This window comes from Acetivibrio sp. (genome assembly GCF_035371925.1).
GTDB lineage: Bacteria > Bacillota > Clostridia > Acetivibrionales > Acetivibrionaceae > Hungateiclostridium.
In genome coordinates this window covers 1-26135 of sequence record NZ_DAORXT010000015.1, presented here as the reverse complement: position 1 = coordinate 26135, position 26135 = coordinate 1, and the positions used below count along the sequence as shown (strand labels likewise).

Below are 26135 nucleotides of genomic sequence, written 5' to 3'. Positions count from 1 at the left end.
AACGGCATGAAGAAGGATATAATATATAATCATGTCAGACTATTGCGAATCCTGCTAAAATATGCTATGCTAAAATCGATTGATAAATAGTTTTAATGGATAATTAAAATTATTTATCAAAAAATAATGCAATATAAAGAAAGTTGAGGGAATATGACTGTATCACTTACGGAATTTTTAAGTTATTTAATATCTAGTCCTCCGTTAATTATAACTACGATTCTTACATTGGGAGTTATAATGGTGAATGGATGGACTGATGCTCCTAACGCAATTGCCACTTGTGTTTCGACACGGTCAATAAGTCCGCGTGCCGCCATAATAATGGCAGCATTTTTTGACTTTCTTGGCGTTTTTGTTATGACCAAGCTCAATGCAAGAGTAGCGGAGACCATTTTTAAAATGGTTGATTTCGGGGGAGATTCCAGTAAAGCATTGGTAGCCCTTTGTGCCGCTCTTTTTGCGATTGTACTTTGGGCAACGGCTGCCTGGTGGTTTGGAATTCCGACCAGCGAGAGCCATGCACTTATTGCCGGAATAAGCGGTGCTGCAATTGCTCTTCAGAAAGGTCTTGGCGGTATTAATTTTAATGAATGGGTTAATGTTCTTTACGGACTGATATTGTCCTTGGCATTGGGATTTGCAGCGGGATGGACGGTAGTAAAGTTGGTTGAGAAGATTTTTAGAAGGGTCAACAGGTCAAAAACTTTTGGTTTCTTCAAAAACGCCCAGGTTTTATCCAGTGCCGGTATGGCGTTTATGCATGGTGCACAGGACGGACAGAAATTTATGGGCGTATTTATGCTGGGTATGTTTTTATCACGGGGACAAGCACAAGTGACAGAATTCATCATACCCAACTGGATGCTTATTCTTTGCTCGGCAGTTATGGCCACAGGTACTTCCATTGGGGGATACAGAATTATTAAAGCTGTTGGAATGGACATGGTCAAGCTTGAAAAGTATCAAGGATTTTCTGCCGACCTTGCAGGCGTAATATGCTTGTTTATAGCATCTGTTTTCGGTTTGCCGGTCAGCACCACTCATACCAAGACGACAGCTATTATGGGTGTGGGTGCGGCAAAGCGCATATCCTCAGTTAACTGGGGAGTGGTAAAAGAAATGGTGACAGCATGGATTTTGACTTTCCCGGGATGCGGACTGATAGGATTTTTGATGGCATTGTTGTTTATGAACATTTTTTAAAGCGGATTATAAAAGTAATGGAAATATATTTTTGAGGAAGAGGTTTGGATTATGGCACGAAAAAAAGATTCATATTATTTTGACACATTTGTGGAATTGGTGGACTATTCTTGCCAGGCGGCAAATTTGCTGAACAAGATTATGAATAATTACAAGGCGGAAGAATTGCCGGAAAGAATGAAGGAAATGCACGCTATAGAGCATAGCGGAGACGAAGCAAGACATATAATGGTTAAAAAGCTTGCAAAAGAATTTATAACTCCTATTGAGAGAGAAGATATCATGGCATTGACGGATGCAATAGATAATGTGACCGACTCAATTGAAGACGTAGTAATGCGTATATATATGTATAATGTTAAAAGCATCCGCCCGCAGGCCATAAAAATGACCGAGATTATTGTGAAATGCTGTAATTCGTTAAAAACAGCACTTAGTGAGTTCATTAATTTCAGAAAGTCTCCGGATTTACACAAATTAATTATTGAAGTCAATCAGCTTGAGGAAGAGGGAGACCGGCTATTTACAGAGGCGACAAGAGATTTGTATTGCAATTGCAATGACTATAAAGAGATCGCAGGATGGGATATGACCTTCCACTACCTTGAAAAGTGCTGTGATGCTTGCGAGGATGTTGCAGACGCTATAGAAAACGTTATAATGAAGAATTCGTAAACAACCTAAAGCTTTAAAATACACGGGATTATCCAATATGTAATTTTGATACAAGTTTTAAATAAAAATAAGGACCGGTTTTATCCGGTCCGTTTCTATTATACGCCAATCAACTTTTGCATTTTATTATTTGGATTCGTTTGGAATACCTCCAAGCATAGGTTCTTCAATTTGCTTGCCGTTAAGGGCAATATACACGCCTTTACCCGGATGAGTTTCCTTTAATCTGATTGTCTTAATCTGAACAAACGGATCCATTTTAAACAGCTTTATTTTTGCGCTCAAATCATTGTAAAGGTTTTCAGCGCCTTTTTGCATACAGGATTCGCACATACAAATTGTAAATTCTTGAACGTCAAATGCAGCAGTTCCTTTTTTGCGTTCAGGGCTGCAGGTGTTGTCACCGTGTTTTGGAGTATAGTGCGTATGCAAAAGTTCATGAGCCAGATGAGAATTCGGTTCACCGTAAAACTCGTTGTAAAGCCTTAAGATATCCGGATTCTCCTGAGACTTTCTGTATTTTGAAACCTTGTCTATATTTACAAGAACTTGCTGGCGTTTTTCAAGTGAATCCACTTTTTCAGGAACCGGATGTCCTGCTCCGCAGATACATCCACCGGGACACGCCATTACTTCTATGAGGTCATACCCTACGTCAACACCGTTTAGTATTTTTTCGATGATAGGCTCAGCGTTCTTCAGGCCACTGACAACTGCCACACGGACTTTTACGCCGCTTGCATCTACTGTGGCTTCTTTTACGCCTTCAAAGCCACGGATTTCTTCAAAATCCAGATGGTCGGTAAGCACATTTCCGGTAAGTTTTTCAACCGCCATACGAAGGGCAGCTTCAGCCACACCACCGGAAGCACCAAAGAGTATTCCGGCACCGGAAACTTGCTTGTAAGGCTCGTCAAATTCCTGAGGTTCTATTTCCGAAGGTTTGATGTCTGCAAGTTCCATCATTTCAAGCATTTCTGTGGTTGTAAGAACTGCGTCCACATCACGGATGCCGTCGGGTGCAAACTCCGGACGGGCAGCTTCATGTTTCTTTGCAAGACATGGAACTATAGATACCACAAAGAGGTCCTCTCTATTTATTCCCATAAGCTTTGCATAGTGATTTTTAACAGTTGCACCCATCATCATCTGCGGTGATTTGCAGGTGGACAGATGAGGAATTATTTCAGGATATCTCTTTTCAACAAAATTGATCCATCCAGGGCAGCAGGATGTAAATTGAGGCATTACACCCTTGTTTTGAACTCTTGAGAGGAACTCTGTGGTTTCCTCCACAATGGTCAGGTCTGCGGCAAAGGTAAAGTCAAATACCTTGTCAAAACCAAGCTTTTTAAGGAGTCCTGCCATAAACGGAGATGCTTCCTCATATGAAACACCAAAGGTATTTGAAATGAGGCTGCGGACTGCCGGCGCAACAAATCCGACAACAGTCTTTTTGGGATTGTTGATTGCCCTTACCACTTTTCCTCTCTCACGACGATAGTCGAGGGCAGCGCACGGACAAGCAGTAACACATTGACCGCAGCTTACGCAATCGGTTTCCCTGAGAGGAAGACCGCTTTTTGTACCTACAAGCTGACGACCGTTTTTCATATAGAAGGTGAGAACACCCGGACCTTCAATCTCGGCGCACGCAGCAATACAGCGTCCGCAGGAGATACACTTGTTGTGGTCGCGGACAATGAACGGATGGTCATCAACCTTCGGAATGTACGGACGCTCGTGAACCGGCTCTTCATATACAATTCCGTGAATGCTCGCTTCTTTTCTCAAATCGCAGGTAAAGCGGGCGCTACATCCGCACTTGAGACAGCGGCGCGCTTCTTTTCTTGCAATTTCTTCAGCAAGACCCAATTCAACTTCATTAAAGTTGTTTTTACGCTCTTCCAAAGAAAGTGAAGGCATTGTTGCACGGGCAACTTTCGGTATCTCACGGAATTCCCATTTCGGAAGATCTTCCATGGAGCCGCGGCTGCAGCTGTAGTCTATGCTTGCTTCTTTGATATAGCCCTTCATCAGGAAGCTGTCCATGGATTCGGCTGCCTGACGGCCTGCGGCAACAGCCTGAATTACCGTTGCAGGACCTGTTACACAGTCACCGCCCGCAAATATATTGTATTCGGAAGTCTGCAAGGTTTTACCGTTTACTTCGATATCTCCCCACTTGTTGAGTTTTACCGGAAGGTCGTTGTAAAGGAATTGGGTGTTGGTGCTTTGACCTATGGCACCGATTATTGTATCGGCATCTATTTCAAATTCGCTTCCTTCAATAGGAACCGGACGGCGACGGCCGGAACGGTCGGGTTCTCCGAGCTGCATCTTTATGCAAACGAGCTTCTTTTTGCCGTCTTTTAATATAATTTTGGTAGGTGCCATCAAGAACAGCATTTCAACCCCTTCGTGAAGAGCTTCTTCAACTTCGTAGGGCTCTGCCGGCATTTCCTCACGGGTACGGCGATATACGAGTTTTACGGATTTTGCTCCTTTTCTAAGAGCTGTACGTGCACAGTCGATGGCTGTATTTCCGCCTCCGATTACCACAACATTGTCTCCCAAAGGAATATCAACGTTTTTTGTCACCTGCTCAAGATAGTTTATACCTGCCCATACACCTTCAAGCTTTTCGCCTTCAATATGCATTGGGGTTGCTTGCCATGAACCTATTGCAAGATAAACGGCATCGAAATCCTTGTGAAGGTCCTCAAGATGGATATGGGTTCCTAAAGCCTTTTCAGTCATGATTTTTACACCGAGATTCTTTATAAGCTCAATTTCCTTGTCAAGAATAGCTTTTGGAAGACGATATTCGGGTATACCGTATCTCATCATTCCACCCGCATGGGGTTGGCGCTCGAAAACAGTTACATCATGACCGTTAATTGCGCTGTAATATGCAGCGGAAAGACCGGATGGACCTGCTCCGACTATAGCAATTTTCTTGCCTGTTGGTGCCTTCTTTTCAGGGGTCCAGGGCTGAGTCTGTGCCATGTCCCAGTCAGCGGCAAAACGTTTTACATAGTTGATTGCCACGGGTGCATCCACGAGGTTGCGGCGGCATTGAGACTCACATGTGTGAGGACAAACACGACCGCATACAACGGGGAAGGGATTTCTTTCTTTAATTACACGGATGGCAGCTTCAAAATCCCCATTGCCTACATGGCGCAGATATGATTGAATATCAATATTTGCGGGACATGTCATTACGCAGGGAGCAACACAATCCGCATTGTGATCGGAAAGTAGCTGCTCTAAACGTATCTTTCTGTAGTTTTCAAGCTTGGGGCTATTGGTACATATTACCATACCTTCCTTGATGGGAGTCTGACATGCTTTGACATCTCTCTCGCCATCGGGGGAGATTAAGGTAACAACGCACAATCCGCAATTGCCATTTGACCTCTCAAGCCTGATATCATAGCACAGGTGTGGAATGTGTATATCCTCCTGAAGCAAAGCTTGAAGGATGGTGAGGTTGTCATATACCTCCATTTCACGGCCGTTAACAGTTACTTTGATGCGATTATGACTCTCCAATGTTTTCATTTTCTTCACCTCAAAAATACATTTCATAAATTTAATGTTGTTTTTATACATTAAAATAAAATGTTGGTATTTTAATGAATGGGGCTGCATCTCCCACATCTATATATTATAGCTGAGGGATTCAATCTTGTCTTCATAATTTGATAAATTTTTAACTAAATTTTTAAAATTTCTTAAAACTCCTAAATCTCCTTACCACAATTTACACAAAGGATTTGATTAGTATAAGTCGAATTCTTTTTTATGTAAACCTAAGAAGCATTCATAGAGCAAACTATACAGCGACAAGGGGGATTTAATGAAATGGGATTTAAGAAAACTATAATTTGTGGGGCTTTAAGCTTAGGTATCATAACAGGAAGTGCGGGATTTGCTTTTGCAGAGAATGTTGATTACAAAGTACAATCGGGTGATACATTCTGGAAGATAGGCCAGAAATATAATATTTCTACAACCAGTCTTTTGAAAGCGAACAATGCCAATGAGAATACGGTATTATATCCGGGACAGACAATAATACTTCCATTTAATGACCAATTGGTGCACATAGTCCAGTCCGGGGATACTTATTGGAATATTAGCCAGAAATATGGAATTAATTTTCGTGAGCTTCTGTCTTTAAACAATGCCAATGAAAATTCCATGCTTCGTATAGGGGACAAGGTGATTTTGCCAAGTACAATAAAAAATACTCTTTATACTGTGCAAAAGGGTGATACCTATTGGACCGTGAGCCAGAAATTCAACGTAAATTTTACCGAGCTGTTAAAATTAAACGGTGCCAATGATAAAAGCTACCTTGACATAGGCCAGGTAATAAAAATACCTGTATCCGGTACTTCACAAGCTAAGCCTCCGGAAACGCAAGCTCAAAATCCAAACAACAGCCAAAGCAATTCGTCAAGCGGTCCGTATATTACTTATACCAGCTATACGGTTCAAAAAGGCGACAGCTCGTGGAGTGTTGCTGAAAAGTTTGGGATTTCTGCATATGAGTTGATGGAAGTAAATAACATCAATTCTTCGACGGTGCTTAATATTGGTCAAAAATTAAAAATTCCGGTGCATAATGTACCTGTAAAGAGTACTCCCGGTGAAAAATACGGGGAGCTTCTGGATTGGTGGACGGAGGCGCAGTATGTAATTCCAAGGGGAACTACTTTTGAAGTGGTGGATTTCTATACCGGAAAATCCTTTTTTGCAAAGCGCACAACCGGTTCAAACCATGCCGACTGCGAAACTCTTACCGTAAAGGACACCAACATTATGAAGGAAATATGGGGAGGCTTTAGTTGGGTAAGAAGACCTGTGATAATCAAATATAACGGAAGAAAAATCGCTGCCAGTATGACGGCAATGCCCCATGCGGGAAATGACAGTGCTGCCGCCGGAGTTTGGACATCGTGGAGAAGCGGAGATTACGGTGCAGGTATAAATTATGATTATATTAAAGGCAATGGCATTGACGGGCATTTTGACATACATTTTTACAACAGTACAAGGCATAAGGACGGCAAAGTGGATACCAATCATCAAGAGTGCATAAAAATATCGGCAGGGATGCAATAATGGGTTCAGCGTTATATAATAGGAGATGATTTGGTTTAAAGTTTTAAGGCAGGTTACATTAATAATAGCCTGCCTTTTTTCTTTTCATTGGAGTCAAATATATTACTTTGCGTTTACTTAGTAGATGGTTACCACTGTACCGACCGGTACCTGGTTGAAGAGCTCATTGACATCGTCATTGTACATTCTAATACACCCGTTGGATGCAGCTGTTCCTATGGAAGCCGGATTGTTGGTACCGTGAATGCCATAGTGGGGCTCCGACAGTCCCATCCATCGTGTTCCGAACGGTCCTCCGGGATTAACCTGTTTGTTTATTATTGTAAATGTTCCCAGGGGAGTGGGTGTTGTTGGTTTGCCTATTGCCACAGGATATGATTTTATTAATCTTCCTTCCCGGTACAGTGACAGGGTTTTGGCTGCTATACTTATTATAATTTGTACGGGGGATGGAGCTACAGGTATGCATATTACCTGTCCTACATAAAGTATATTGGGATTTAATCCGGGATTTGCGTTTATTAACTGCGGCACTGTCACATTGAATATTCTTGATATAATTGACAAGTTGTCTCCGCTGCGGACAACATAATAGTTCATCGTAGGACAGCCGGGATTTTCCGATTTTGGCTGGGGGATGCAAATTGTCTGTCCTACATAAAGTTTTTCGGGTACAATGCCGGGATTGGAATTCAGTATATCTCCAACAGTGGTATTGAACTTTGCGGCTATGCTAAAGAGGGTATCTCCACTTTTTATTTCATAAGGAGATGTACCGATAGGACATTGGGGTTGTACCTGGGGTACGCAAATTACTTGGCCTATGTACAGCCTTTCCGGATCAATGCCTGGATTTATGGCGATAATTGCCTGTACTGTGGTATTGAATTTGCCTGCAATAAGATAAAGGCTGTCTCCCGCACGTACAGTATAGGATGTGGTGCCAACAGGGCATTGACGATTAAAATACGGATACATTTTTTTATTTCACCCCTTTTGATTAAAGTTGCAATAAATTGAAATCATGATACGGTTACGGTTGTTCCCACAGGCACAAGATTGAACAGCTCGCTTATGTCCCGGTTGGACATGACTATATTGTTTCCGGTTGAGACAACATCAATAAATTCCGGTGTGTTTGTACCATGTATTCCAAAGCCTGCTTCAGACAGACCTATCCACCTTGCTCCCATCTCAATTCCGGGATCAACTTGTTTGTTTAAAACTGTAAATGTTCCCCTCGGGATGGGCGATGCAGGATTTTCCAAAGCTATCCTGTAGGTTCTGTAGAGGCTTCCGTTGCGGTATACTGTAAGAGTTCGTTGTGCCACATTGACATTGACAATGACCGGTGAAGGGGCAACTGGTATACATAAAATTTGATCCACATATAAATCGTTAGGATCAATACCGTAGTTTGAATACAAGAGCTGCTGGGGAGTTATATTAAAGTAAGCTGCTATTGAATCGATGGTATCTTCCGGCATTACCACATAATAGTTTGTTGTCGGACATGAAGGATATATTTGTACGGTTAACGGAACACATATCTCTTGACCAACTCTTAAATAATAGGGGTCAATGCCCGGGTTTGCATTAATAATATTTTGAACAGTGGTTCCATATGTTCTTGCTATAGCGGCCAAAGTGTCCCCGGCTCTTATCGTATAAGGAACCGAACCTGCGGGACACTGCCTTTGATAGTATGAGAACATAAAACATCACCCCAATAAATAAACTGATATTACAGTATATTTATTTATGTAAATTGTGTTACTTTCGACTCCTTTATTTCACGCCGAGAGGTCAAAAAGAAAGCCAGAAGAAACTGCTCTTCTGACTTTTTATGGATTAAATGAACCGGGAATTGTTAACTATAGAGTAAGGGGTACCTGGCCGTTCATTGCAAGAAGAAGCCGTCTTTCAACCTCATGCCAGTTGATTAAATTCCACCACCGGTCTATATATTCCTTTCGCCTGTTTTGGTAATCCAGGTAATAGGCGTGTTCCCAGACATCACATACAAGAATCGGGATTCCGCTCCACTGGGTCAAATTCTGATGCTTTTCTGCCTGCAAAATCTCAAGCCGTCTCCATGTCGGCTGCCAGGTCAAGATTCCCCAACCTGATGCTTCCACATTTTCAGTGGCGCTTTTGAATTGCTCCCTGAAGGCGTTGAAGCTTCCGAAATAGCTGTTTATCTGGCTTGTAGTGTGTATGCCGGGCTGCCCTCCTGTTCCCAAAGGCGCCATGACAGTCCAGAATATACTGTGGAGAATATGTCCTGAGCCATTGAAGGCCAGCTGATTTTCCCAGTATTTTATATATTTGAAATCATTATTTTTCCGCGCTTCCACCAGGCTGATTTCCGCCCTGTTCAGGCCGTCGACGTAAGCCTTGTGGTGCATGTCGTGATGAATTCTTAAAGCCTCTGCACTGATTACAGGCTCCAATGCATTGTAAGGGTAGGGCAGAGGTGGCAACCGATGCTGTCCGGGTGCTACGGACATTATTGCATATTGCATTGTATAAATCGCCTCCGGTAAAGTAGTTCACAATGCTATATTATTCTTTTGAGCATCGGTTGGTGTAAAAATAGTTTTATACTCCCCAGTTATGTATTTTCCATTTTTATTTATTAAAGTTTATTAAGAATTTCTATATTAATTTTTAAAATTCCGAACTTAAAATGAAAACTGCGTTCGTATAGGTAACATGAACAGCAAAATTAATTTATAAGGGGTGTTTAATTAAAAATATGGGGGGAATTGAATGTGCAAAATATGGGGGGGAATAGTATGTCTAAGTTAAGAAAATTGCTGCTATTTTCTACTGTTTTATTTGTTCTTTTTACCCAACTCTTTTGCTTTGGAATAACAGTAGATGCGGCAGAAACTGCAACAATTAATTTGACATCAGAAAAACAAGTAATCCGAGGCTTCGGAGGAATGAACCATCCCGTTTGGATTTCCGACTTGACGGCCGCACAGAGGGATACAGCTTTCGGAAACGGGGAAGGACAGTTGGGCTTTACCATTTTAAGAATTCATGTGGATGAGAACAGGAATAACTGGTCAAAAGAATTGGCAACCGCTAAAAGAGCGATTGAGCATGGAGCAATAGTTTTCGCTTCTCCATGGAATCCTCCAAGTGATATGGTGGAGACCTTTACTCGTAACGGCGTACCAAATCAAAAAAGACTTAAATACGATAAGTATGGAGCATATGCCCAGCATCTTAACGATTTTGTTGCATACATGAAGAGTAATGGTGTGGATTTGTATGCGATTTCAGTCCAGAACGAGCCTGACTATGCTCATGAGTGGACATGGTGGACTCCTCAGGAAATGCTTCGCTTTATGAAAGACTATGCCGGATCGATCAACTGCAGGGTTATGGCGCCGGAGTCATTCCAGTATCTTAAAAATATGTCGGACCCAATATTAAACGATCCGCAGGCTCTTGCAAATATGGATATACTCGGTGCACATTTCTACGGTACGACTGTAAACAATATGCCTTATCCTCTATTCCAGCAAAAAGGAGCAGGAAAAGAGCTCTGGATGACTGAGGTTTATGTCCCGAACAGCGACAGCAATTCGGCAGACCGCTGGCCTGAGGCAATAGAGGTTGCGTATAATATGCACAATGCTTTGGTAGAGGGAAATTTCCAGGCATATGTTTGGTGGTATATCAGAAGATCCTACGGACCTATGAAAGAGGATGGCACTATAAGCAAGCGCGGTTATATGATGGCTCATTACTCGAAATTTGTCCGCCCTGGATATGTAAGGGTTGACGCAACAAAAAATCCTACATACAACGTATATTTATCTGCTTACAAAAACAAAAAGGACAACAGTGTTGTGGCAGTAGTTATAAATAAAAGCACTGAGGCCAAGACAATCAATATATCTGTTCCGGGAACCAGCATTCGCAAGTGGGATAGATATGTTACTACAAGTTCGAAGAATCTCAGGAAGGAATCAGCTATAAATGCAAGCGGAACCACCTTCCAGGTTACTTTGGAACCCCAAAGCGTTACAACCTTTGTAGGCGCAGGTACAAGCGAACCGGAAACACCGGTTGAGAGAAATGCTTTTTCGAAGATCGAAACAGAAAGCTATGACGCTACCAATTCTACCACTGTACAAGTAGTGGGTGCAAACGGCGGAAGTGGTTTGGGATATATTGAAAATGGAGACTACATGGTATATAAGAATGTAAACTTCGGAAACGGTGCAAACACATTTAAAATAATGGCTTCAACTACCGGTACTCCGAAAATAGAAATACGGCTCGACAGTCCGACGGGTACTCTTGCAGGTACATTGCAAGTGACTGCGACGGGAGGCTTTAATGCTTATCAAGAGCAAAGCTGCAGTATTAATAATGTAACGGGAAAACATGATGTGTATTTGGTGTTTGGAGGAGCTGTAAACGTTGACTGGTTTACCTTTGCAATGGAACAGACGCCAACTTTCAAGTACGGCGACCTCAATGGTGACGGACAGGTTAATTCCACCGATTCTACAATCATGTCAAGATATATTTTAAATTTAATTAAAACCATACCGGCAGGTGAAAAATCTGCGGATTTAAATGGAGACGGAAAGATAAATTCAACCGACTACAATATTCTAAAGAGATATTTACTCAAGTATATTGATAAATTCCCTGTAGAGTCATAAGCCTGAATTATTCTGTCTACTATAATTAAAACTTTGCCAATAAATCTTCATAAATAAATCTTCATAATTAAATCTCCCAAACATTAAAAGCTCCGGTAAGAATCTTAAGTGTCTGCCGGAGCTTTTGCATTATGTTCTTAACAAATGCGGGGAAGTCCTTCACCGTATAAAACATCCAATATCCTGCTTCCCTGAAGAGTTGTAATCATTGTAACTCCGCTTCCGTCCACAATGCGGCCTATGATTTGGGCGTTTTCACCGTACTTGCTCCTTCTAACCGCATGAAGAGCTGTTTCGGCCTGGCTTTCGGGCACAACGGCTATCATTTTCCCTTCATTTGCCATATAAAGAGGGTCGAGTCCAAGAATATTACAAAGTCCTCTGACTTCATCGCTGATGGGAAGGAAAGCCTCGTATATCTCAACGCCGCAGGATGAGGCAGAAGATATTTCGTTGAGTACTGTCGCAAGCCCGCCCCGGGTCACATCCCGCATGCAATGAACTTCTATATTGCTTTCAATTAGGCTTTTAACAATTGAGACAAGTGGAGCACAGTCACTTTTTATGTTGTTTTCTATCTCCATTCGCTCCGACATTATTGCGGCATGGTGGTCTCCCAAGCTACCTGAAAGTATTATGGCATCGCCTTTTTGGCAATTGGAAATACTGATGCCGCTTTTAGCTATTTCACCGATACCAGACGTGTTTATATAAATGCCGCCACGGCCTTCAATTACTTTAGTATCTCCTGCGACTATTTTGACCCCGGCTTCTTCTGCCGCAAGCTTCATTGAAAGGGCAATTTTGTCGATGGTCTCAATTTCCGCGCCTTCCTCAATAATAAAGCCTGCGGTAAGGTATTTGGGAATGGCCCCCATCATGCAAATATCATTTACTGTGCCGCATACGGCAAGTTTTCCGATATCCCCGCCGCTAAAAAACAGAGGAGTTACGACAAAGGAATCGGTGGTATAGGCAATTTTACCTTTTATATCCAGCACCGCCGCATCTTCAAGCTTGTTTAATATGTGGTTGTCAAAATGCTTTAAGAATATTTGGTTTATTAAATCTCCCGTTTGCTTTCCGCCGCTGCCGTGGGACATATTTATTTTCATTTCTCTACACCTCACAATTTCTGTACCAGATTCCGCAGGCACCCTCGGAAGAAACCATGCACGCTCCAACTGCATTTAACGGAGTACAGGCCTTGCCAAACAGAGGGCATTCCACGGGAGCTATTCTTCCCAATATAACATCAGTACATTTACAGCCTGCGGGGGTGATATCAACATCCTCGGAGCTTGTGCTTCCCGCATCAAAGTCCTTGTATTCGGCCTTAAGTCTCAGACCTGAACCTTCTATTATTCCGATTCCCCGCCAGTAATCGTCTGCAGCTTCAAAATATTTATAAATCAAAGCTTTTGCTTTTTCATTTCCTTCGGAACTTACTGCGCTTTGATACATATTTTTCATACTGTATTCGTTGTTTGAAATTTGACGGACAATTTCATAAACTGCAGCTATAATATGCCCGCCCTCAAATCCGCCTATTACAAAAGGCTTACGGTACTTTGACGCCATTTCGCTGTAAACCGAGGAGCCGATAATAACACTGACATGACCGGGACAGAGAAAAGCATCTATTTTTTTCTCGTTTACACAAATATATGAAATCGCAGGAATAATGGTCTTAAGCGATGTCATAATCCTTAGGTTTTTTATATTATTCTTGATTATCTCTTCAATAAGCAGTGCATAAATGGGAATGGTGGTCTCAAATCCCACTGCAGCAAAAACAAATTGGGTATCGGGGTTTTTCATTGCAGCCTTGATTGCACCAAGGGGAGAATAGAGGATTTTTACATTTCCCCCCATTGCCTTTGCTTCAGTAAGGGTGAGTTTGCTTCCCTTTACCTTCATCATGTCACCGAAAGTCAAAACACAATGATTGTCCTTTAAAGAATATTCTACGAGCCTGTCGATATAAGATGATGCTGTTACACACACAGGACAGCCCGGACCCGAAATAAGCTGTATACGGGGGGATAGGAGACTTCGGATTCCGTTTTTAAAAATGCTGGAAGTGTGGGTGCCGCAGACCTCCATTATTTTAATATTCTTGCCGTCATACTCTTTCAGCTCTTTCTTTATAGTCTCAAGAGTCTTCATTTTGCTCCTCCTCAAGGTCATTAAAAAGCGACAATATTTCTTCAGCCATATCCTTTTTAAGAACCTCAATGGCGCAGCCCGCATGAATAAGCACATAATCCCCAATTTTAGCCGAAACCAGCTTAATGTTTGTTTCGCAAATATTTCCGAGGATATAGACTTTTGCTGTATCTCCATTAATTTCCACTATTTTACCGGGTACTGCAACACACATGTTTATCACCTCTCCAATCCAATAAAGGTCTGTCCCAGGCCAATCGAACCGTCATTGGGCGGGACGGACACATTGTAGTAAACATTAAAGTATTTATCCCTCAAAAGCTTAAGCACTCGTTCCATCAGTACAGTATTTTGAAATACGCCGCCGCTTAGGGCGATTGTATTAATATTCTGCTCTTTACGTATTATCTCACATACCTTTAATATTATATCCGCAACGGCATAATGAAAACCCAGGGCAAGAGAATCTATGCCAGCACTGTATCTATGATGGCATAGGGATTCCAATACCGGTTTTGGGTCTATTTCTATTAAATCACTTTTTTGATTGATTTCAAAGGCTATCTTTTTAGGCTCTATTCCTTTCCTTAATGCCAAAACAGCCTCTTTTTCCAGCATTGCCGCACATTCTCCCTCATAACGGTTTTCATGCCGGATTCCCAAAAGGGATGAAACTGCATCGAACAGTCTTCCCATACTTGAGGTGAGTACGGTATTGATATTATTCTTCAAAGCAGCCTTTATTATATTTTTACGCTCGTCCTTTATATATTGGTCAAGACCCGAGCTTATTAAAAAGCAAACAGCGGTTTTTGCTGCATCGCGCATGGAGGCATCACCGCCCAAAACCGGTGTGTAACGAAGATGGGCCGCACGTTTAAACTCTGCTCCTTCACAGATTAAAAATTCACCGCCCCATATTTGCCCGTCGGTACCATACCCCGTTCCGTCAAAGGCAACACCGATAACCTGTCCTTCTAAATGATGCTCTGCCATAACCGATGCAATATGCGCATGATGATGCTGGACGTATATCAGCGGAATGTCCAGGCTTTGGGCAAATTTGGCCGAATAATAGTTGGGATGCATATCGCAAACTGCAATATCGGGAGTGATTTTTAACAGATGACATAGATCCTTGACTGAGGCTTTGTACCTCTCCAGAACTGTCCGTTCCTCCAAATCACCAAAGTATTGGGACATTACTGCATTTCCGTTTTTATAAAGGCAGAAAGAAGCTTTTAAATCGCCTCCCGCCGCAAAAATTTGCAGTTCCTTTTTATCGTTTGGACAAAAAACAGGGTAGGGGACATAGCCGCGGCTTCTTCGAACGAGCTGCGGGGTGCTGTCCACAACCTTGGCCACTGAGTCGTCGACAGAGCGTACGATTCTTCGTTTATTGTATAAAACCCCGTTTAGCAAGGGAGATTTTAACGACAACATTTCTTGATCGTCCTTTATTATAGGCTTGTTGGATATATTGGCGCTTGTCATAATTAAAGGTCCGCACCTTTTGATAAGCAGCATTTGAAGCGGGGTGTAGGGTAAAAAAGCTCCGCAGTATATGCTGCCTTGGCAAGCGGAAGGGGCCATGGAGCCGTTTTTTAAATACAGCAAAACAATGGGTCTTGCGTTTGACTTTAAAAGTCCTTCTTCTTTTTCGGACACAATGCAGTACTGGCGTATTGAGTCCACCGATTCGAACATTATTGCAAAAGGCTTTGCCTCACGTCCCTTCAGTTCTCTAAGCTTCAAAACGGTATCTTCCTTAAACGGAGAACAGGCAAAATGATAGCCACCTATACCTTTTACTGCAATTATTCCGCCGGACTCTATGATTTTTGCTGCTTCTTCAAAGGCATCATTTTCAGTAAGTTCATTGTCATCGGTAAGATTGTTGAAAATTAAATAAGGTCCGCAGTCGTAGCAGGATATGGTCTGGGCGTGAAAACGCCTGTTTTTGGGGGATGTGTATTCTTCCCGGCAGGAGGGGCACATGTCAAAATCTCTCATGGTGGTATTGTGCCTGTCATAGGGAAGCTCTTCTATAATGGTATAACGGGCTCCGCAGGACATACAGTTGATAAAGGGATTTAGAAAACGCCTGTTGGCCTCACTAAACAGCTCCCTTTCACAGCTTTCGCATACGGGAAGGTCCGGCGGAATTATGGAGATTTCCTCATCATCCCTGCTCTCGATGATTCTAAATCCTCTAAATTCCCGTTCTTTTATATCTTCCGTCTCAATATTAATTATTTTAGATCCGTAAGGCGGATTTTCTTTCAAGTCCTTCAAAAAATCATTATATTTTTCCTCAGAGGACTGCAATATTATTTCCACCAAACCCCCGATATTTCTTACGGTGCCTGGTATTCCATGTTTTTTTGCAATATTATAGACAAAGGGTCTGAAACCGACCCCCTGAACTATACCTGAAACTGTTATTTTCTTTGTTACTTTTTTGCTTTCTCGGTTATCCATAGCATCACTTCATCAAAGCCCTCGCCTGTCTTGCAGGATACTTTTATTACGGGGGCTGTTTTGTTTAATGCCCTGACACCCTCAAGAAAGAAGTTTTCATCGAAGTCGACATAGGGCAAAAGGTCACACTTGTTTAAAATAATGATATCCGCCTTTTCAAAAGCAAGGGGATATTTGTAGGGCTTGTCGCTGCCTTCGGTTACAGTGGAAATCAGCATTTTTGCATGCTCTCCAATCATAAATTCCGCAGGGCAGACGAGGTTGCCGATATTCTCTATAAATAAAATCCCCTTTTCAAGGTTTAAGTCATCCACAGCCTTGCCAATTAACGGTGAATCCAAATGACAGGCTCCTCCTGTGTTTATCTGTATGGTCTTAACTCCCAGTGAAAGAAGGGTTTTAGTGTCAAAATCCGATTCAATATCGCCTTCAATGACATAGGGGGTAATACCGTCAAGCCTTTTAATTATTTGAATCAATGTGGAGGTCTTGCCTGCACCCGGTGAACCCATAACATTGACAGCGTAGATGCCCCTCTTTGTTAGAGACTTATTTATTTGAGATGCCACTTCATCATTTTTGTCATAGACTGACTGCATTACTTCAATTTCTCTATTTTCTGACATTTCCAAAACTCCCCATCAAATTTCTATCGATTCTATAAAAAATTCGTGTCCTATCTTGGTTGGGCTTCCTTGGCCGCCACAGGAGGGACACTCGAAGGAAAAAGGCTTTCTCTCAAAGAGAATGCCGCATTCATTGCATTTAAGCATCGGTTTTACCCGTTTGATATTGAGCTTTGCATTCTCACACAAGGTTCCCTCTGCAATAATTCCAAAATACAGTTCTATGGAGCTGGCCACGTAGCCGGAATAATCACCCACCACCAAGTTGATTTGCTTTACTTCTTTGGCATTATATTTATTAGCATGCTCCTGCGATATTTCGATTATTCTCTTTGTTATCGGGTACTCGTGCATTTTTATATTCATCCTCTACGTTTTCAAATGACGGAGCAGTGTATGTGCTATCCATCTTAAGGCACTTTTTAGGGCAAACCTCGCTGCAATAACTGCATTGTATACAGCGAAGACGGTTTATGCTCCATCGGGATTCTGTTTTGTCAACATTAATGGCGCCGGTTGGGCAGCGTCTTGCACACAGTCCGCAGAATATACAGTCCTCTATTTTAATTTCTATTCTGCCCCTTGAAGCAGGGAAGGGGCCCTTTTTTTCCAGAGGATACTGGACTGTATATGGTCCGTGAAATATACTTTTTATAAGCGTCTTTGCCATTGTAAAGAAAGACATAGTTTACACCATCCTATTTAAAACCATTTTATTTATCCAAATTTACGGCCATCCTGTGCATCATCTTTCTGTACAGCTTATGCAAGGGTCAATGGTTAGAATCAATACGGGAACGTCAGCAAGCTGACAGCCTTTTAGAGTCTCCAACAGAGCCGGAATATTTGCAAAGGTTGGAGTACGGACTCTGATTCTGTCTAAAAACTTTGTTCCGTTTGCCTTTACATAATATAAAACTTCTCCGCGAGGCTGCTCCAAACGGGTGAAATATTCACCGTTGGGATTTCCCACAACCTTTACCTTAATATCACCTTCAGGAATCAGGGCTATGCACTGACGAATCAAGTCAATGGATTGGAAAACCTCTCTGATTCTGACCGATGTTCTTGCATAGCAATCTCCGGCGGTTTCAAGAATTGGGTCAATTTTGAGTTTACCGTATGCTGCATACCCGCTTTTTCTCATATCAATATCGATACCGCTGGCTCTTGCCATAGGACCTACTGCGCCCAGTTCAAAAGCAGCCTGCTTTGAGAGCACACCAAGTCCTTGGGTGCGAAGTATTACGGATGAATCATTCAAAAATACCTTTGTAATTTCAGAATATTCCTTTTCAAAACCGTCCAATATCGAACCGATTTTTTTGAGCATTTCCGAACCTATATCTTTTCTTACACCGCCAATATCACAGACGGAGAATATTACTCTTCCTCCGGTGGTTTCCTCGAATATATCTAGGATTTGCTCCCTGAGCCTCCACGAGTGCATAAACAGGCTTTCAAATCCGAGAGCGTCAGCCAATAGCCCCAACCACAGCATATGGCTGTGTATACGGGAAAGCTCTGCCCAGATGGTTCGTAAGAATTCCGCTCTTTCGGGGACTTGTACTCCCATTATGCTCTCAATGGACATACAGTAACCCATGCCGTGCATGAACGAGCAAATGCCGCAAATTCTTTCCGCCACATAGGTATACTGCTGATAATCCTTTTTTTCCACCAGCTTTTCAAGACCGCGATGTATATATCCAATAGAGGGTATTGCCTCTACTACTGTTTCATCCTCAAGCACAAGGTCCAAATGTATGGGCTCCGGCAAAACCGGGTGTTGAGGGCCGAAGGGGATTACCGTTTTTTTACCCATCATTTATCACCCTCTTTCATGTTAAACGGTGTCTTTACGGATATCCTATAGAGTTTATCCTTGTAATCCGGATTAATACCCGTTATATTCACCCCGAAAAGCTCCTTGATTTCATTTTCATATAGGAACGAATAAGGGTAAATACTGCTGATACTTTCTATTTCATCCCCGGGTTCGGCAATTATTCTTAAATTTACAAAATCCTCGCCGCTGTCAAAGGAATAACTCATTTCTATGCCGTTTTCCACTTTGGTGGAGGAAATCGCCACCAAACGGTAATTTGAATTTTTGAGCCTTAATGCATATGCCAAAAGCTCGCCAGGGGATATTGTATTAATTGTTTGCTGAAGCATTTTAAATCACTTTCTTTCTTTAAAACTTCCTACGTAATAATTATTTATACCCTTTTATTATACTCTTATTTATCTTTTTTTCGTGCGTATTTTTGTCTTTCTGCCAATATGTCCAAGGCTTTTACAACTCCATCAATTATTGCCTCGGGGCGTGCCGCACAGCCCGGTACATAGACATCCACAGGAATAATCCTGTCGACACCTCCGAGAACATTGTAGCATTCGGAAAAAATACCGCCTGTTGCGGCGCATATTCCGACGGCTACAACAACCTTTGGGTCCGCCATTTGCTCATAGAGCTGTTTTACTACAGATTTATTTTGCTCGTTAATACTGCCTGTTATCAGTAAAATATCTGCATGTTTGGGATTGCCGGTGTTTATTACTCCAAAGCGTTCTACATCATACAGTGGAGTAAGACACGCCAATACCTCTATATCACAGCCGTTGCAGCTGGAACCGTCATAATGCAAAATCCATGGTGATTTTTTGCTAAAATTCATATTTTCACCCTTACCTAAAAAATGATAAAATAACCAAGTTTACTGATGCCAAAACTCCTGTTACAACCCAGGTTGATTTAAGCGCATGCTGCCATTTGACACGGGCAAATGCATTATCTACGACAATTTCCAGAAGGTATGCGATAATGCAGGCAAAAATTGCGATAATGTGGCTAAAGGGCGACTTGAAGGCAAAAAACAAGTACACAAGAGCCAAGGCAATTATTGTTTCGTACCAGTGGGTTATTTGTATTATTGCCAGATCTTTTCCCGAATACTCGGTTGTTATGCCTTGCACAATTTCCTGGTGCCCATGATGTGACATACTTAAATCAAAAGGTGATTTTCTAAGCTTGAAAGTCAATATATATAAAAGGCCTAAAAAAACTCCCGGCAGATAAACAATAGAAGGAACATTGGCCGCAATTATATCCTTTATAAAAAAGCTTTTGTCTCCATAATACAGTCCAATGGCTGTAAGCAGAATCATAGGTTCAAAGGCCATCATTTGAAGAAGCTCCCTTTCCGAACCAATGGTGCTGTACGGGGAATTCGAAGCATAACCGCCCAGGACGAAGAATATGGAACCTAAGGTCAATGCAAACAAAGCGAGCAGTATGTCCCCTCCCAAAAGCATGATAACTGTGGTGAAGATAACAAATATCAGTGATATATAGACAAAAAAGCGGTGCATGGTGTTAACTTCAATGGATTCCTTCTGAAAAAGCTTTAACACATCGTAAAAAGGCTGTAAAACCGATGGGCCTTTTCTTCCTTGCATTCTTGCCGATATTACTCTGTCAACACCGGTCAATAGCCCTCCGGCCAATGGAGCCAAGACAATAATCACAATGATATTCAAAACCAACTTCATTTGGCGATTCCTCCTATTAAAAGCACTACTCCCACTAATATTATGGCGACACACACTATATTGCTCCAAAAGGCCAGTTTTTTCACTTCGAAAAAGCTTTCCATATACCAGTTGTGGAGCTTAACCTTACGTTTTGTATGCAAAGCACCGTAGAAGCTCTCGTTGTCGCCGGTATTTTCCCCGGCCATATAAACAGGAACAATTCTGCGCCGATCACTTTTGTATATTGGAATAAAGCTTATCGGCAGTATCAACAGCATACTGAGCATAATAAGCATAATGTTCACATCACTTGTGCCGATGGGCATTAACACACTTGGACCAAATAGACCCGACAGATACGGTACGAGTACATATTCGGATATAAGCGGAAACGTAAAGCAGGACAGCACAACAAGGATTGCATGGATGAAAATGGGGATTTCTTCATCTATATGAAAAGTATGCTTCACGTGGTCTTTCCGGTTGGCATTGGATACAAGCTTTCCCATCCATTTTGTCCAGTAAAACAGTGTTATGGCGCTGCCATACGCTAAAATAATAACTGTGAGTATATTTTTGGAATCAATAAAGGCCTTCATGGCAACCCATTTGGATATGAGCATGCCAAAGGGAGCAAGGAACATTCCCGCAATTCCAACAATCATATATCCCGAAAGCCTTCTTGATACCTGCATCAGAATATCCATATCCTCTACATTCCTGCTTCCTATCTGGTGTTCAACAGAACCGGCAGTCAGGAACAGAAGGGATTTGGAGATGGAGTGGAATATCAAAAGCAGTATTGCTGCCCACAGCGATTCCTGTGTCCCAATACCTGCACAGGTAACTATAAGCCCTAGATTCGATATAGTTGAGTAAGCCAGAATTTTCTTTGCATCACTTTTGGATATTGCAATAATGGAGCTTACAAGGAATGTGACAGCCCCCAACAGAGTAATCACTTTCCCTACGGAAGTTCCTGAAAGCAACGGTGCAAGTCTTATCAAAAGGTATACCCCTGCCTTTACCATCGTTGCCGAGTGCAACAGTGCCGATGATGGAGTTGGTGCTACCATTGCACCAAGAAGCCAAGAGGAAAAGGGCATCTGTGCAGACTTTGTAAGGGCTGCAATACAGAGCAGGAAAACAGGGATAAGAACCGCCAATTCCGGTTTCATGGCTGTCAATACCGAAAGCTCGAGGGTTTTAAAGTTCATTCCGATATATACCATTGCCAATGCAAATGCAAGACCGCCGCCGAGGTTGATTGCCAATGCACGGAAGGAATTGTTCACTGCATCGGTGGTCTTGGTATAGCCGATAAGAAGATAAGAGCAGAAGGTGGTAAGCTCCCAGCAAAAAAACATCCAGGTCAGGTTGTTGCTTAAAATCAACCCGAACATTGCAAACAGAAAGAGGAAAATTACCGAAAAAAAGAAGCTCTTTCTTTCTTTATATTCTTCGTGATGTATGTGATACCATTTCATATATCCCACAGTGTATATCAGTATAAGGCTTCCGATACATCCGACTATTAAAACCATAACGGCAGAAAGCCTGTCGAAAACTATATCCGAATGAACATCGATGCCGTGTTTTTGCGTAAATTCAAACCACAGCATTAGAGCAGTCTGTAAAGCGGCAAAAATCGATACAATATACTTTTTATTCTTTATACCTGCAAATATTATATATGCGGCAATAAAGACCTCAACAAAAGCTATAACCGTATCTATGGCACTTCTGTTTTCAAAGGACAAGGCTATTCCATCCTTAAAATACCGACATACAACAAATAATGTCAATATGCCGGTAGTTAACGCACAAATCCTTACTATTATATTTCTAAAAGCATCCTGTCTGACTAGTAAAACAGCAACAGATGCCAATAGGGGAAACAATACCAATATAAAAATCGAATTCATATTATCACCTTACACAAGATAATGACTTATAGCTTTTTATTTCAATTGTGTTACAAGAAACTAAAAATTACAAATATTTGTGTCCATAGCCGCTATGGGCATTACACAAGTGACAAATTATTATAACATATCAAATTTAGGTTTGCAAAAGAGAAAATAACGATTTCGGAAGTAATAAGCCGATTATTGGAGATTTAATTAAGATATTTGGTTTAATGTCATCCGATATGTGATTTAGTTATTATTACGTCTTATTGGGATACAAATACTTTAATTCCAAACAATGAAAAACCACCCCGTGACAGAGGTGGTTTTTTATTCTACAGCCCGTTTTGGCATTTGCAATTTTTTCCTTTGTCCTTATCCTTTTGCATTGATGCTCTCACGGGTTCATTATTGCTGTCGATTTGATCGTTATAAAAAGCTGGGTCCTTTACTCCTTCTTTTACTACATTCTTGTCTCTCATTTTTTTATTCACGGAAAACAAGTCCTCCTTTTTTCAAATTATCCGACACTGCACTATTTATCTTTTGCACATTTAAAATAAATATGTGCAATGTTTTTTATTTGCTTTTTCGGGATAATTTGATTATGGACCATTGTTTAATTTTCTATCATTTTTTCGATTTCCTGATCTATGATATTGTCAATAATACTTATGTCCTTTGACATTTTCAGCTTGAAGCGGCTTATGGACTCCTTTAATAAATCTGCCTGGTTTGAGAGTTCTTCGCTGGCTGCAGCGCTTTCTTCGGAGGTTGCCGAGTTTGTCTGAACAACTTGTGCAACCTGTTCTATAGCCTGATTTATCTGAGATATGTTTGTGGCCTGTTCATTTGATGCATGGGCAATATCAGAGACGATAAAGGCTGCTTTGGAAATACCGTCAACAATTTTGTTTAATGCATCAGCCGTGTTGTTTGCAGTTTTTGTTCCTGCTTCCGACTTCTTAATAGAACTTTCTATCAACTCGGTGGTTTCTTTGGCTGCTTTAGAACTTCTTGCAGCAAGGTTTCTGACTTCTTCGGCAACAACGGCAAAGCCTTTGCCGTGCTGGCCTGCCCTGGCGGCTTCAACGGCAGCATTTAGTGCAAGTATGTTGGTCTGAAAGGCTATGTCATCAATTACTTTTATAATATTCGAGACGTTTGCTGAAGAAACGTTGATTTCAGCCATTGCGCGAACCATTTCCTGCATATGCCTGTTACCCTCTTCGGCGTTTTGCTTTGCAGACATGGCTATTTCGTTTGCCTGGTTTGCTTTTTCTGCATTTTGCTTTGTTTGGGTCGCTACTTCGGTCATAGAAGAGGTTATTTCCTCTATGGAACCGGCCTGTTCTGTAGAACCTTGTGCGAGTGCCTGACTTGACAGTGATATCTGTCTTGACCCTAAGGCAACTTGATCCGATGCAAAGTTTATATTTGACATGATTTCATTGGTGGAGTCAATTAACTCATTGAGTTTTTTTCCAAGTAAATCGTTTTTAGACCGGACCTTAACATCTACTGTGAGGTCACCGGCGGCAATTTTTTCAATTGCTAATGCTTGATCCCGAATACTCTCTATCATATCGCTAAAGGACTTCATTAAATTGCCTATCTCATCTCTGGTTTTTGCTTCTACATTCACATTTATATCTCCAACAGCCAGCCTGCTTGAGGCATCAGCTACTTCTTTTATCGGCTTGCTGATAACATTTGAAATTAAAAAACCCAGTATCAATGCCAGAATTATACTTCCGGCAACCAGTGATATCATTGTTATTATTGCTACGCTGGCCTTTGTGTTATTTGTCATAGCCGTTTGTTTTGCAAGCTCAATTAATGTATCGTGCAAAATTTTCAGAGAAGATTGAATCGAACTGTCAACGCTGGGTGCTTTTGAAGCGATAGCGGCTTTTGCTTCGCCTATTCTGCCGATTCTATAGGAACCGAGTATTTCATCTACCAAAGGCTCAAATGAGCTTACTATCAAATTGTTTAAATTTTCAAATTCATCATAGTATTCTTCCGGATTTTCTCTGTCGAGGCTTTGCTCAAACGCATTCAAATTTTCAATAAGTATTGAATCAAATTCATCAATTCCAGTTGAATAATTTTTAATCTGTTCTAAGTCGGTAGTGGATACTATTTTGTTTATATTGACCCTGATTTTTTGATAGTTGTCTGTTATCTTGGCGATTTGCCCCAATTGAACGGTGTAGTTGGAGTATAAGTAAGTATCGGCATCGCTGATGGATTTTATATAGGATATTCCAATAATACCCACAGCTCCGGCGATTATTGCGACGATGATAAATCCAATCATTAGTTTGGCAGAAATCTTCAGATTATAGAACCAAGTCATAGTGTTTGTTCCTCCTTAGAATATTGGGATGCTTTAAAACGAGTGTGACGTTTAGCTTCACACTTTCATGATTGGTTTGATGATATGTTGTTTTTAAATTAGTTTCCTTATGATGACGGGTTCGTTTTTTGCCTGATAGACCACTAAAAAGTAATAGAACTCGTCTTTGCAGGAGTTAAAAGTACGATTTGATATTGATTGTCTATTCAATTGCAAGAAAATAGAGGAAAATCAATAGAAAACCAATATGATATGCTTTTTAAGTTTCGATTCGTACTTTAATTTCTTTACTTTAATTTCATTATTATAAGATTTTAGTGTGAATATGTATTTATGTATTTTAGTGTCATTGCCTTACCTTTATACTTTCGACAAAATAGTATATAGGTTTAATATATTTTTATGATATTAATTCTGGATATTTTAGGATACATAATAAAAAATGGAGCTTTGCGCTCCATTTCAAAGTGTGATATCGGTTTATGCTGTTGAATCACTTAACATTGACAACTTCATATCGGGAAGAGTAATGTCCAATATTGTATAGTGCAATACGCCCGTGGGAATCTGCACGCTGACATTGTCATTTACATTCTTTAAAAGCAGGGACTTGCCTAAAGGAGAAAGACATGAAGCACAATCAATGGAAGTATCATATTGCTTTGAAAAAGGGAGCACAATACGATACCGGCATTTTTCCTCTTCTTCGGAGTCATATACTTCAACAATGCTGTCTATTATTACAAAAGGACAAACGTTAGACCCGTTTTTATCAACACATACAGTACTTAGGTAATTATTAATCTGCTCCAGGTAATTATTGAAAAACTCCTGAAAATTAATACTTTCCTTGGTTTCTTCGACATAGTGTTCATTTAAAAGTATGTCTCTTTCCTTTTCCATTTCGCTTACATGCCATAATAAATAGTCATACATTTCCCTGGACAATAAATTATTATACATTTTCATCTCCCTTTAACAAAATAGTGTTATTAAATGGAAAAACTCCAAATAATAGAATGAGGCATCCCGCAATTAAAATTGCAGAACGCCTACATTATATATGATAACATAAATGTAAATGTGTGTCAAGAATGTATCCCATTTACATTAAATTGCTTTTTGCCAGTTAAATGGATGGTATTGAATTTAATGACAATGCCATGAATCTTGCAAACGGTACTAATCCATGCAGATTCCAAATAATATATATACGGCTGGATATTGCTGCTGTAAAAAGATATGGACTGACAAATTTATTTATGATAAAATTAATTTAATATACTCTATGATTGTCCCACAAAAAGCTAGAAAATATAAACAAATAGAGCAAAATATGATA

General features: G+C 41.0%; 23 protein-coding genes and 1 pseudogene. 4 read left to right on the top strand and 20 right to left on the bottom strand.

Annotated elements, in window-relative coordinates; translation table 11 throughout:
• The first annotated feature begins 153 nt into the window (after positions 1–153).
• Together PLH43_RS03780 and PLH43_RS03775 are read left to right on the top strand one after the other, a co-directional pair.
• A complete protein-coding gene (locus PLH43_RS03780) occupies positions 154–1206 on the top strand; it encodes an inorganic phosphate transporter (RefSeq protein ID WP_324360243.1) in 1053 nt (350 codons plus the stop codon).
• Positions 1207–1257: 51 nt separating this feature from the next.
• The gene (locus PLH43_RS03775) at positions 1258–1881 is read left to right on the top strand and encodes a DUF47 family protein (protein ID WP_324360241.1); all 624 of its coding nucleotides are present in this window, start codon (positions 1258–1260) and stop codon (positions 1879–1881) included.
• 126 nt (positions 1882–2007) lie between these two features.
• Here PLH43_RS03775 and PLH43_RS03770 read toward each other — a convergent pair whose 3' ends face one another.
• On the bottom strand, positions 2008–5448 hold the full coding sequence (locus PLH43_RS03770; RefSeq protein ID WP_324360239.1) for an NAD(P)-binding protein: 3441 nt from the start codon (positions 5446–5448) through the stop codon (positions 2008–2010).
• Between the two features lie 303 nt (positions 5449–5751).
• Here PLH43_RS03770 and PLH43_RS03765 point away from each other — a divergent pair, with 303 nt between their 5' ends.
• Entirely contained in the window at positions 5752–7017 is a 1266-nt protein-coding gene (locus tag PLH43_RS03765; protein ID WP_324360236.1) for a LysM peptidoglycan-binding domain-containing protein, read from the top strand.
• A gap of 117 nt (positions 7018–7134) precedes the next feature.
• Here PLH43_RS03765 and PLH43_RS03760 read toward each other — a convergent pair whose 3' ends face one another.
• The 4 genes and pseudogenes from PLH43_RS03760 to PLH43_RS03745 all read right to left on the bottom strand — a co-directional run bounded on the left by PLH43_RS03760 (position 7135) and on the right by PLH43_RS03745 (position 9542).
• On the bottom strand, positions 7135–7488 hold the full coding sequence (locus PLH43_RS03760) for a L,D-transpeptidase (protein WP_324360270.1): 354 nt from the start codon (positions 7486–7488) through the stop codon (positions 7135–7137).
• Positions 7489–7995, bottom strand: a pseudogene (locus PLH43_RS03755) (LysM peptidoglycan-binding domain-containing protein); the annotation flags it as partial.
• 44 nt (positions 7996–8039) lie between these two features.
• Positions 8040–8732 (bottom strand): LysM peptidoglycan-binding domain-containing protein, encoded by a 693-nt coding sequence (locus tag PLH43_RS03750; protein WP_324360234.1) that lies wholly within the window; start codon positions 8730–8732, stop codon positions 8040–8042.
• Between the two features lie 159 nt (positions 8733–8891).
• A complete protein-coding gene (locus PLH43_RS03745) occupies positions 8892–9542 on the bottom strand; it encodes a superoxide dismutase (protein ID WP_324360232.1) in 651 nt (216 codons plus the stop codon).
• Between the two features lie 273 nt (positions 9543–9815).
• On the opposite strand from PLH43_RS03745, the gene PLH43_RS03740 reads away from it, so the two are divergent.
• Entirely contained in the window at positions 9816–11708 is a 1893-nt protein-coding gene (locus PLH43_RS03740) for a carbohydrate-binding protein (protein WP_324360230.1), read from the top strand.
• A 137-nt stretch (positions 11709–11845) separates the two neighbouring features.
• On the opposite strand, the gene hypE is transcribed toward PLH43_RS03740, so the two are convergent.
• The 15 genes from hypE to PLH43_RS03665 all read right to left on the bottom strand — a co-directional run bounded on the left by hypE (position 11846) and on the right by PLH43_RS03665 (position 25756).
• Positions 11846–12823, bottom strand: a complete 978-nt coding sequence (gene hypE, locus PLH43_RS03735; RefSeq protein WP_324360228.1) for a hydrogenase expression/formation protein HypE — start codon at positions 12821–12823, stop codon at positions 11846–11848.
• 4 nt (positions 12824–12827) lie between these two features.
• On the bottom strand, positions 12828–13877 hold the full coding sequence (hypD, locus tag PLH43_RS03730) for a hydrogenase formation protein HypD (protein WP_324360226.1): 1050 nt from the start codon (positions 13875–13877) through the stop codon (positions 12828–12830).
• Positions 13864–14091: a HypC/HybG/HupF family hydrogenase formation chaperone gene (locus tag PLH43_RS03725; RefSeq protein WP_324360224.1), complete on the bottom strand. Its 228-nt coding sequence runs from the start codon at positions 14089–14091 to the stop codon at positions 13864–13866. The genes hypD and PLH43_RS03725 overlap by 14 nt, the downstream gene beginning before the upstream one ends.
• Positions 14092–14096: 5 nt before the next feature.
• Positions 14097–16358 (bottom strand): carbamoyltransferase HypF, encoded by a 2262-nt coding sequence (hypF, locus tag PLH43_RS03720; RefSeq protein ID WP_324360222.1) that lies wholly within the window; start codon positions 16356–16358, stop codon positions 14097–14099.
• Entirely contained in the window at positions 16331–16984 is a 654-nt protein-coding gene (hypB, locus tag PLH43_RS03715) for a hydrogenase nickel incorporation protein HypB (RefSeq protein ID WP_324360220.1), read from the bottom strand. Before hypB ends, hypF begins: the two co-directional genes overlap by 28 nt.
• 15 nt (positions 16985–16999) lie before the next feature.
• Positions 17000–17338, bottom strand: coding sequence for a hydrogenase maturation nickel metallochaperone HypA (locus PLH43_RS03710; RefSeq protein WP_324360218.1), 339 nt, complete (start codon positions 17336–17338; stop codon positions 17000–17002).
• Positions 17283–17669, bottom strand: a complete 387-nt coding sequence (locus tag PLH43_RS03705; protein WP_324360216.1) for a 4Fe-4S dicluster domain-containing protein — start codon at positions 17667–17669, stop codon at positions 17283–17285. The genes PLH43_RS03710 and PLH43_RS03705 overlap by 56 nt, the downstream gene beginning before the upstream one ends.
• Positions 17670–17729: 60 nt before the next feature.
• On the bottom strand, positions 17730–18809 hold the full coding sequence (locus PLH43_RS03700) for a nickel-dependent hydrogenase large subunit (protein WP_324360268.1): 1080 nt from the start codon (positions 18807–18809) through the stop codon (positions 17730–17732).
• Positions 18809–19162, bottom strand: coding sequence for an NADH-quinone oxidoreductase subunit C (locus PLH43_RS03695; RefSeq protein ID WP_324360214.1), 354 nt, complete (start codon positions 19160–19162; stop codon positions 18809–18811). Before PLH43_RS03695 ends, PLH43_RS03700 begins: the two co-directional genes overlap by 1 nt.
• Positions 19163–19227: 65 nt before the next feature.
• Positions 19228–19665, bottom strand: a complete 438-nt coding sequence (locus PLH43_RS03690) for an NADH-quinone oxidoreductase subunit B family protein (protein WP_324360212.1) — start codon at positions 19663–19665, stop codon at positions 19228–19230.
• Between the two features lie 10 nt (positions 19666–19675).
• A complete protein-coding gene (locus PLH43_RS03685; RefSeq protein WP_324360210.1) occupies positions 19676–20539 on the bottom strand; it encodes a complex I subunit 1 family protein in 864 nt (287 codons plus the stop codon).
• Positions 20536–22446, bottom strand: coding sequence for a proton-conducting transporter membrane subunit (locus PLH43_RS03680; protein WP_324360208.1), 1911 nt, complete (start codon positions 22444–22446; stop codon positions 20536–20538). The genes PLH43_RS03685 and PLH43_RS03680 overlap by 4 nt, the downstream gene beginning before the upstream one ends.
• A gap of 320 nt (positions 22447–22766) precedes the next feature.
• Entirely contained in the window at positions 22767–22925 is a 159-nt protein-coding gene (locus PLH43_RS03675) for a hypothetical protein (RefSeq protein ID WP_324360206.1), read from the bottom strand.
• 125 nt (positions 22926–23050) lie between these two features.
• Positions 23051–24793 (bottom strand): methyl-accepting chemotaxis protein, encoded by a 1743-nt coding sequence (locus tag PLH43_RS03670; RefSeq protein WP_324360204.1) that lies wholly within the window; start codon positions 24791–24793, stop codon positions 23051–23053.
• Between the two features lie 480 nt (positions 24794–25273).
• The gene (locus PLH43_RS03665) at positions 25274–25756 is read right to left on the bottom strand and encodes a GreA/GreB family elongation factor (protein ID WP_324360202.1); all 483 of its coding nucleotides are present in this window, start codon (positions 25754–25756) and stop codon (positions 25274–25276) included.
• Between the last annotated feature and the right edge of the window lie 379 nt (positions 25757–26135).

Excerpts from the sequence above, each read along its gene's own strand:
- PLH43_RS03710 (WP_324360218.1), bottom strand. The coding sequence starts at position 17,338 with ATGCACGAGTACCCGATAACAAAGAGAATAATCGAAATATCGCAGGAG.
- PLH43_RS03665 (WP_324360202.1), bottom strand. The coding sequence starts at position 25,756 with ATGTATAATAATTTATTGTCCAGGGAAATGTATGACTATTTATTATGG.
- PLH43_RS03725 (WP_324360224.1), bottom strand. The coding sequence starts at position 14,091 with ATGTGTGTTGCAGTACCCGGTAAAATAGTGGAAATTAATGGAGATACA.
- PLH43_RS03740 (WP_324360230.1), top strand. The coding sequence starts at position 9,816 with ATGTCTAAGTTAAGAAAATTGCTGCTATTTTCTACTGTTTTATTTGTT.
- PLH43_RS03670 (WP_324360204.1), bottom strand. The coding sequence starts at position 24,793 with ATGACTTGGTTCTATAATCTGAAGATTTCTGCCAAACTAATGATTGGA.
- PLH43_RS03685 (WP_324360210.1), bottom strand. The coding sequence starts at position 20,539 with ATGAAGTTGGTTTTGAATATCATTGTGATTATTGTCTTGGCTCCATTG.
- PLH43_RS03695 (WP_324360214.1), bottom strand. The coding sequence starts at position 19,162 with ATGCTTCAGCAAACAATTAATACAATATCCCCTGGCGAGCTTTTGGCA.
- hypE (WP_324360228.1), bottom strand. The coding sequence starts at position 12,823 with ATGAAAATAAATATGTCCCACGGCAGCGGCGGAAAGCAAACGGGAGAT.
- PLH43_RS03690 (WP_324360212.1), bottom strand. The coding sequence starts at position 19,665 with ATGAATTTTAGCAAAAAATCACCATGGATTTTGCATTATGACGGTTCC.
- PLH43_RS03765 (WP_324360236.1), top strand. The coding sequence starts at position 5,752 with ATGGGATTTAAGAAAACTATAATTTGTGGGGCTTTAAGCTTAGGTATC.
- hypD (WP_324360226.1), bottom strand. The coding sequence starts at position 13,877 with ATGAAGACTCTTGAGACTATAAAGAAAGAGCTGAAAGAGTATGACGGC.
- PLH43_RS03775 (WP_324360241.1), top strand. The coding sequence starts at position 1,258 with ATGGCACGAAAAAAAGATTCATATTATTTTGACACATTTGTGGAATTG.
- PLH43_RS03705 (WP_324360216.1), bottom strand. The coding sequence starts at position 17,669 with ATGTCTTTCTTTACAATGGCAAAGACGCTTATAAAAAGTATATTTCAC.
- PLH43_RS03770 (WP_324360239.1), bottom strand. The coding sequence starts at position 5,448 with ATGAAAACATTGGAGAGTCATAATCGCATCAAAGTAACTGTTAACGGC.
- PLH43_RS03750 (WP_324360234.1), bottom strand. The coding sequence starts at position 8,732 with ATGTTCTCATACTATCAAAGGCAGTGTCCCGCAGGTTCGGTTCCTTAT.
- PLH43_RS03780 (WP_324360243.1), top strand. The coding sequence starts at position 154 with ATGACTGTATCACTTACGGAATTTTTAAGTTATTTAATATCTAGTCCT.
- PLH43_RS03680 (WP_324360208.1), bottom strand. The coding sequence starts at position 22,446 with ATGAATTCGATTTTTATATTGGTATTGTTTCCCCTATTGGCATCTGTT.
- hypB (WP_324360220.1), bottom strand. The coding sequence starts at position 16,984 with ATGTCAGAAAATAGAGAAATTGAAGTAATGCAGTCAGTCTATGACAAA.
- PLH43_RS03745 (WP_324360232.1), bottom strand. The coding sequence starts at position 9,542 with ATGCAATATGCAATAATGTCCGTAGCACCCGGACAGCATCGGTTGCCA.
- PLH43_RS03700 (WP_324360268.1), bottom strand. The coding sequence starts at position 18,809 with ATGGGTAAAAAAACGGTAATCCCCTTCGGCCCTCAACACCCGGTTTTG.
- hypF (WP_324360222.1), bottom strand. The coding sequence starts at position 16,358 with ATGGATAACCGAGAAAGCAAAAAAGTAACAAAGAAAATAACAGTTTCA.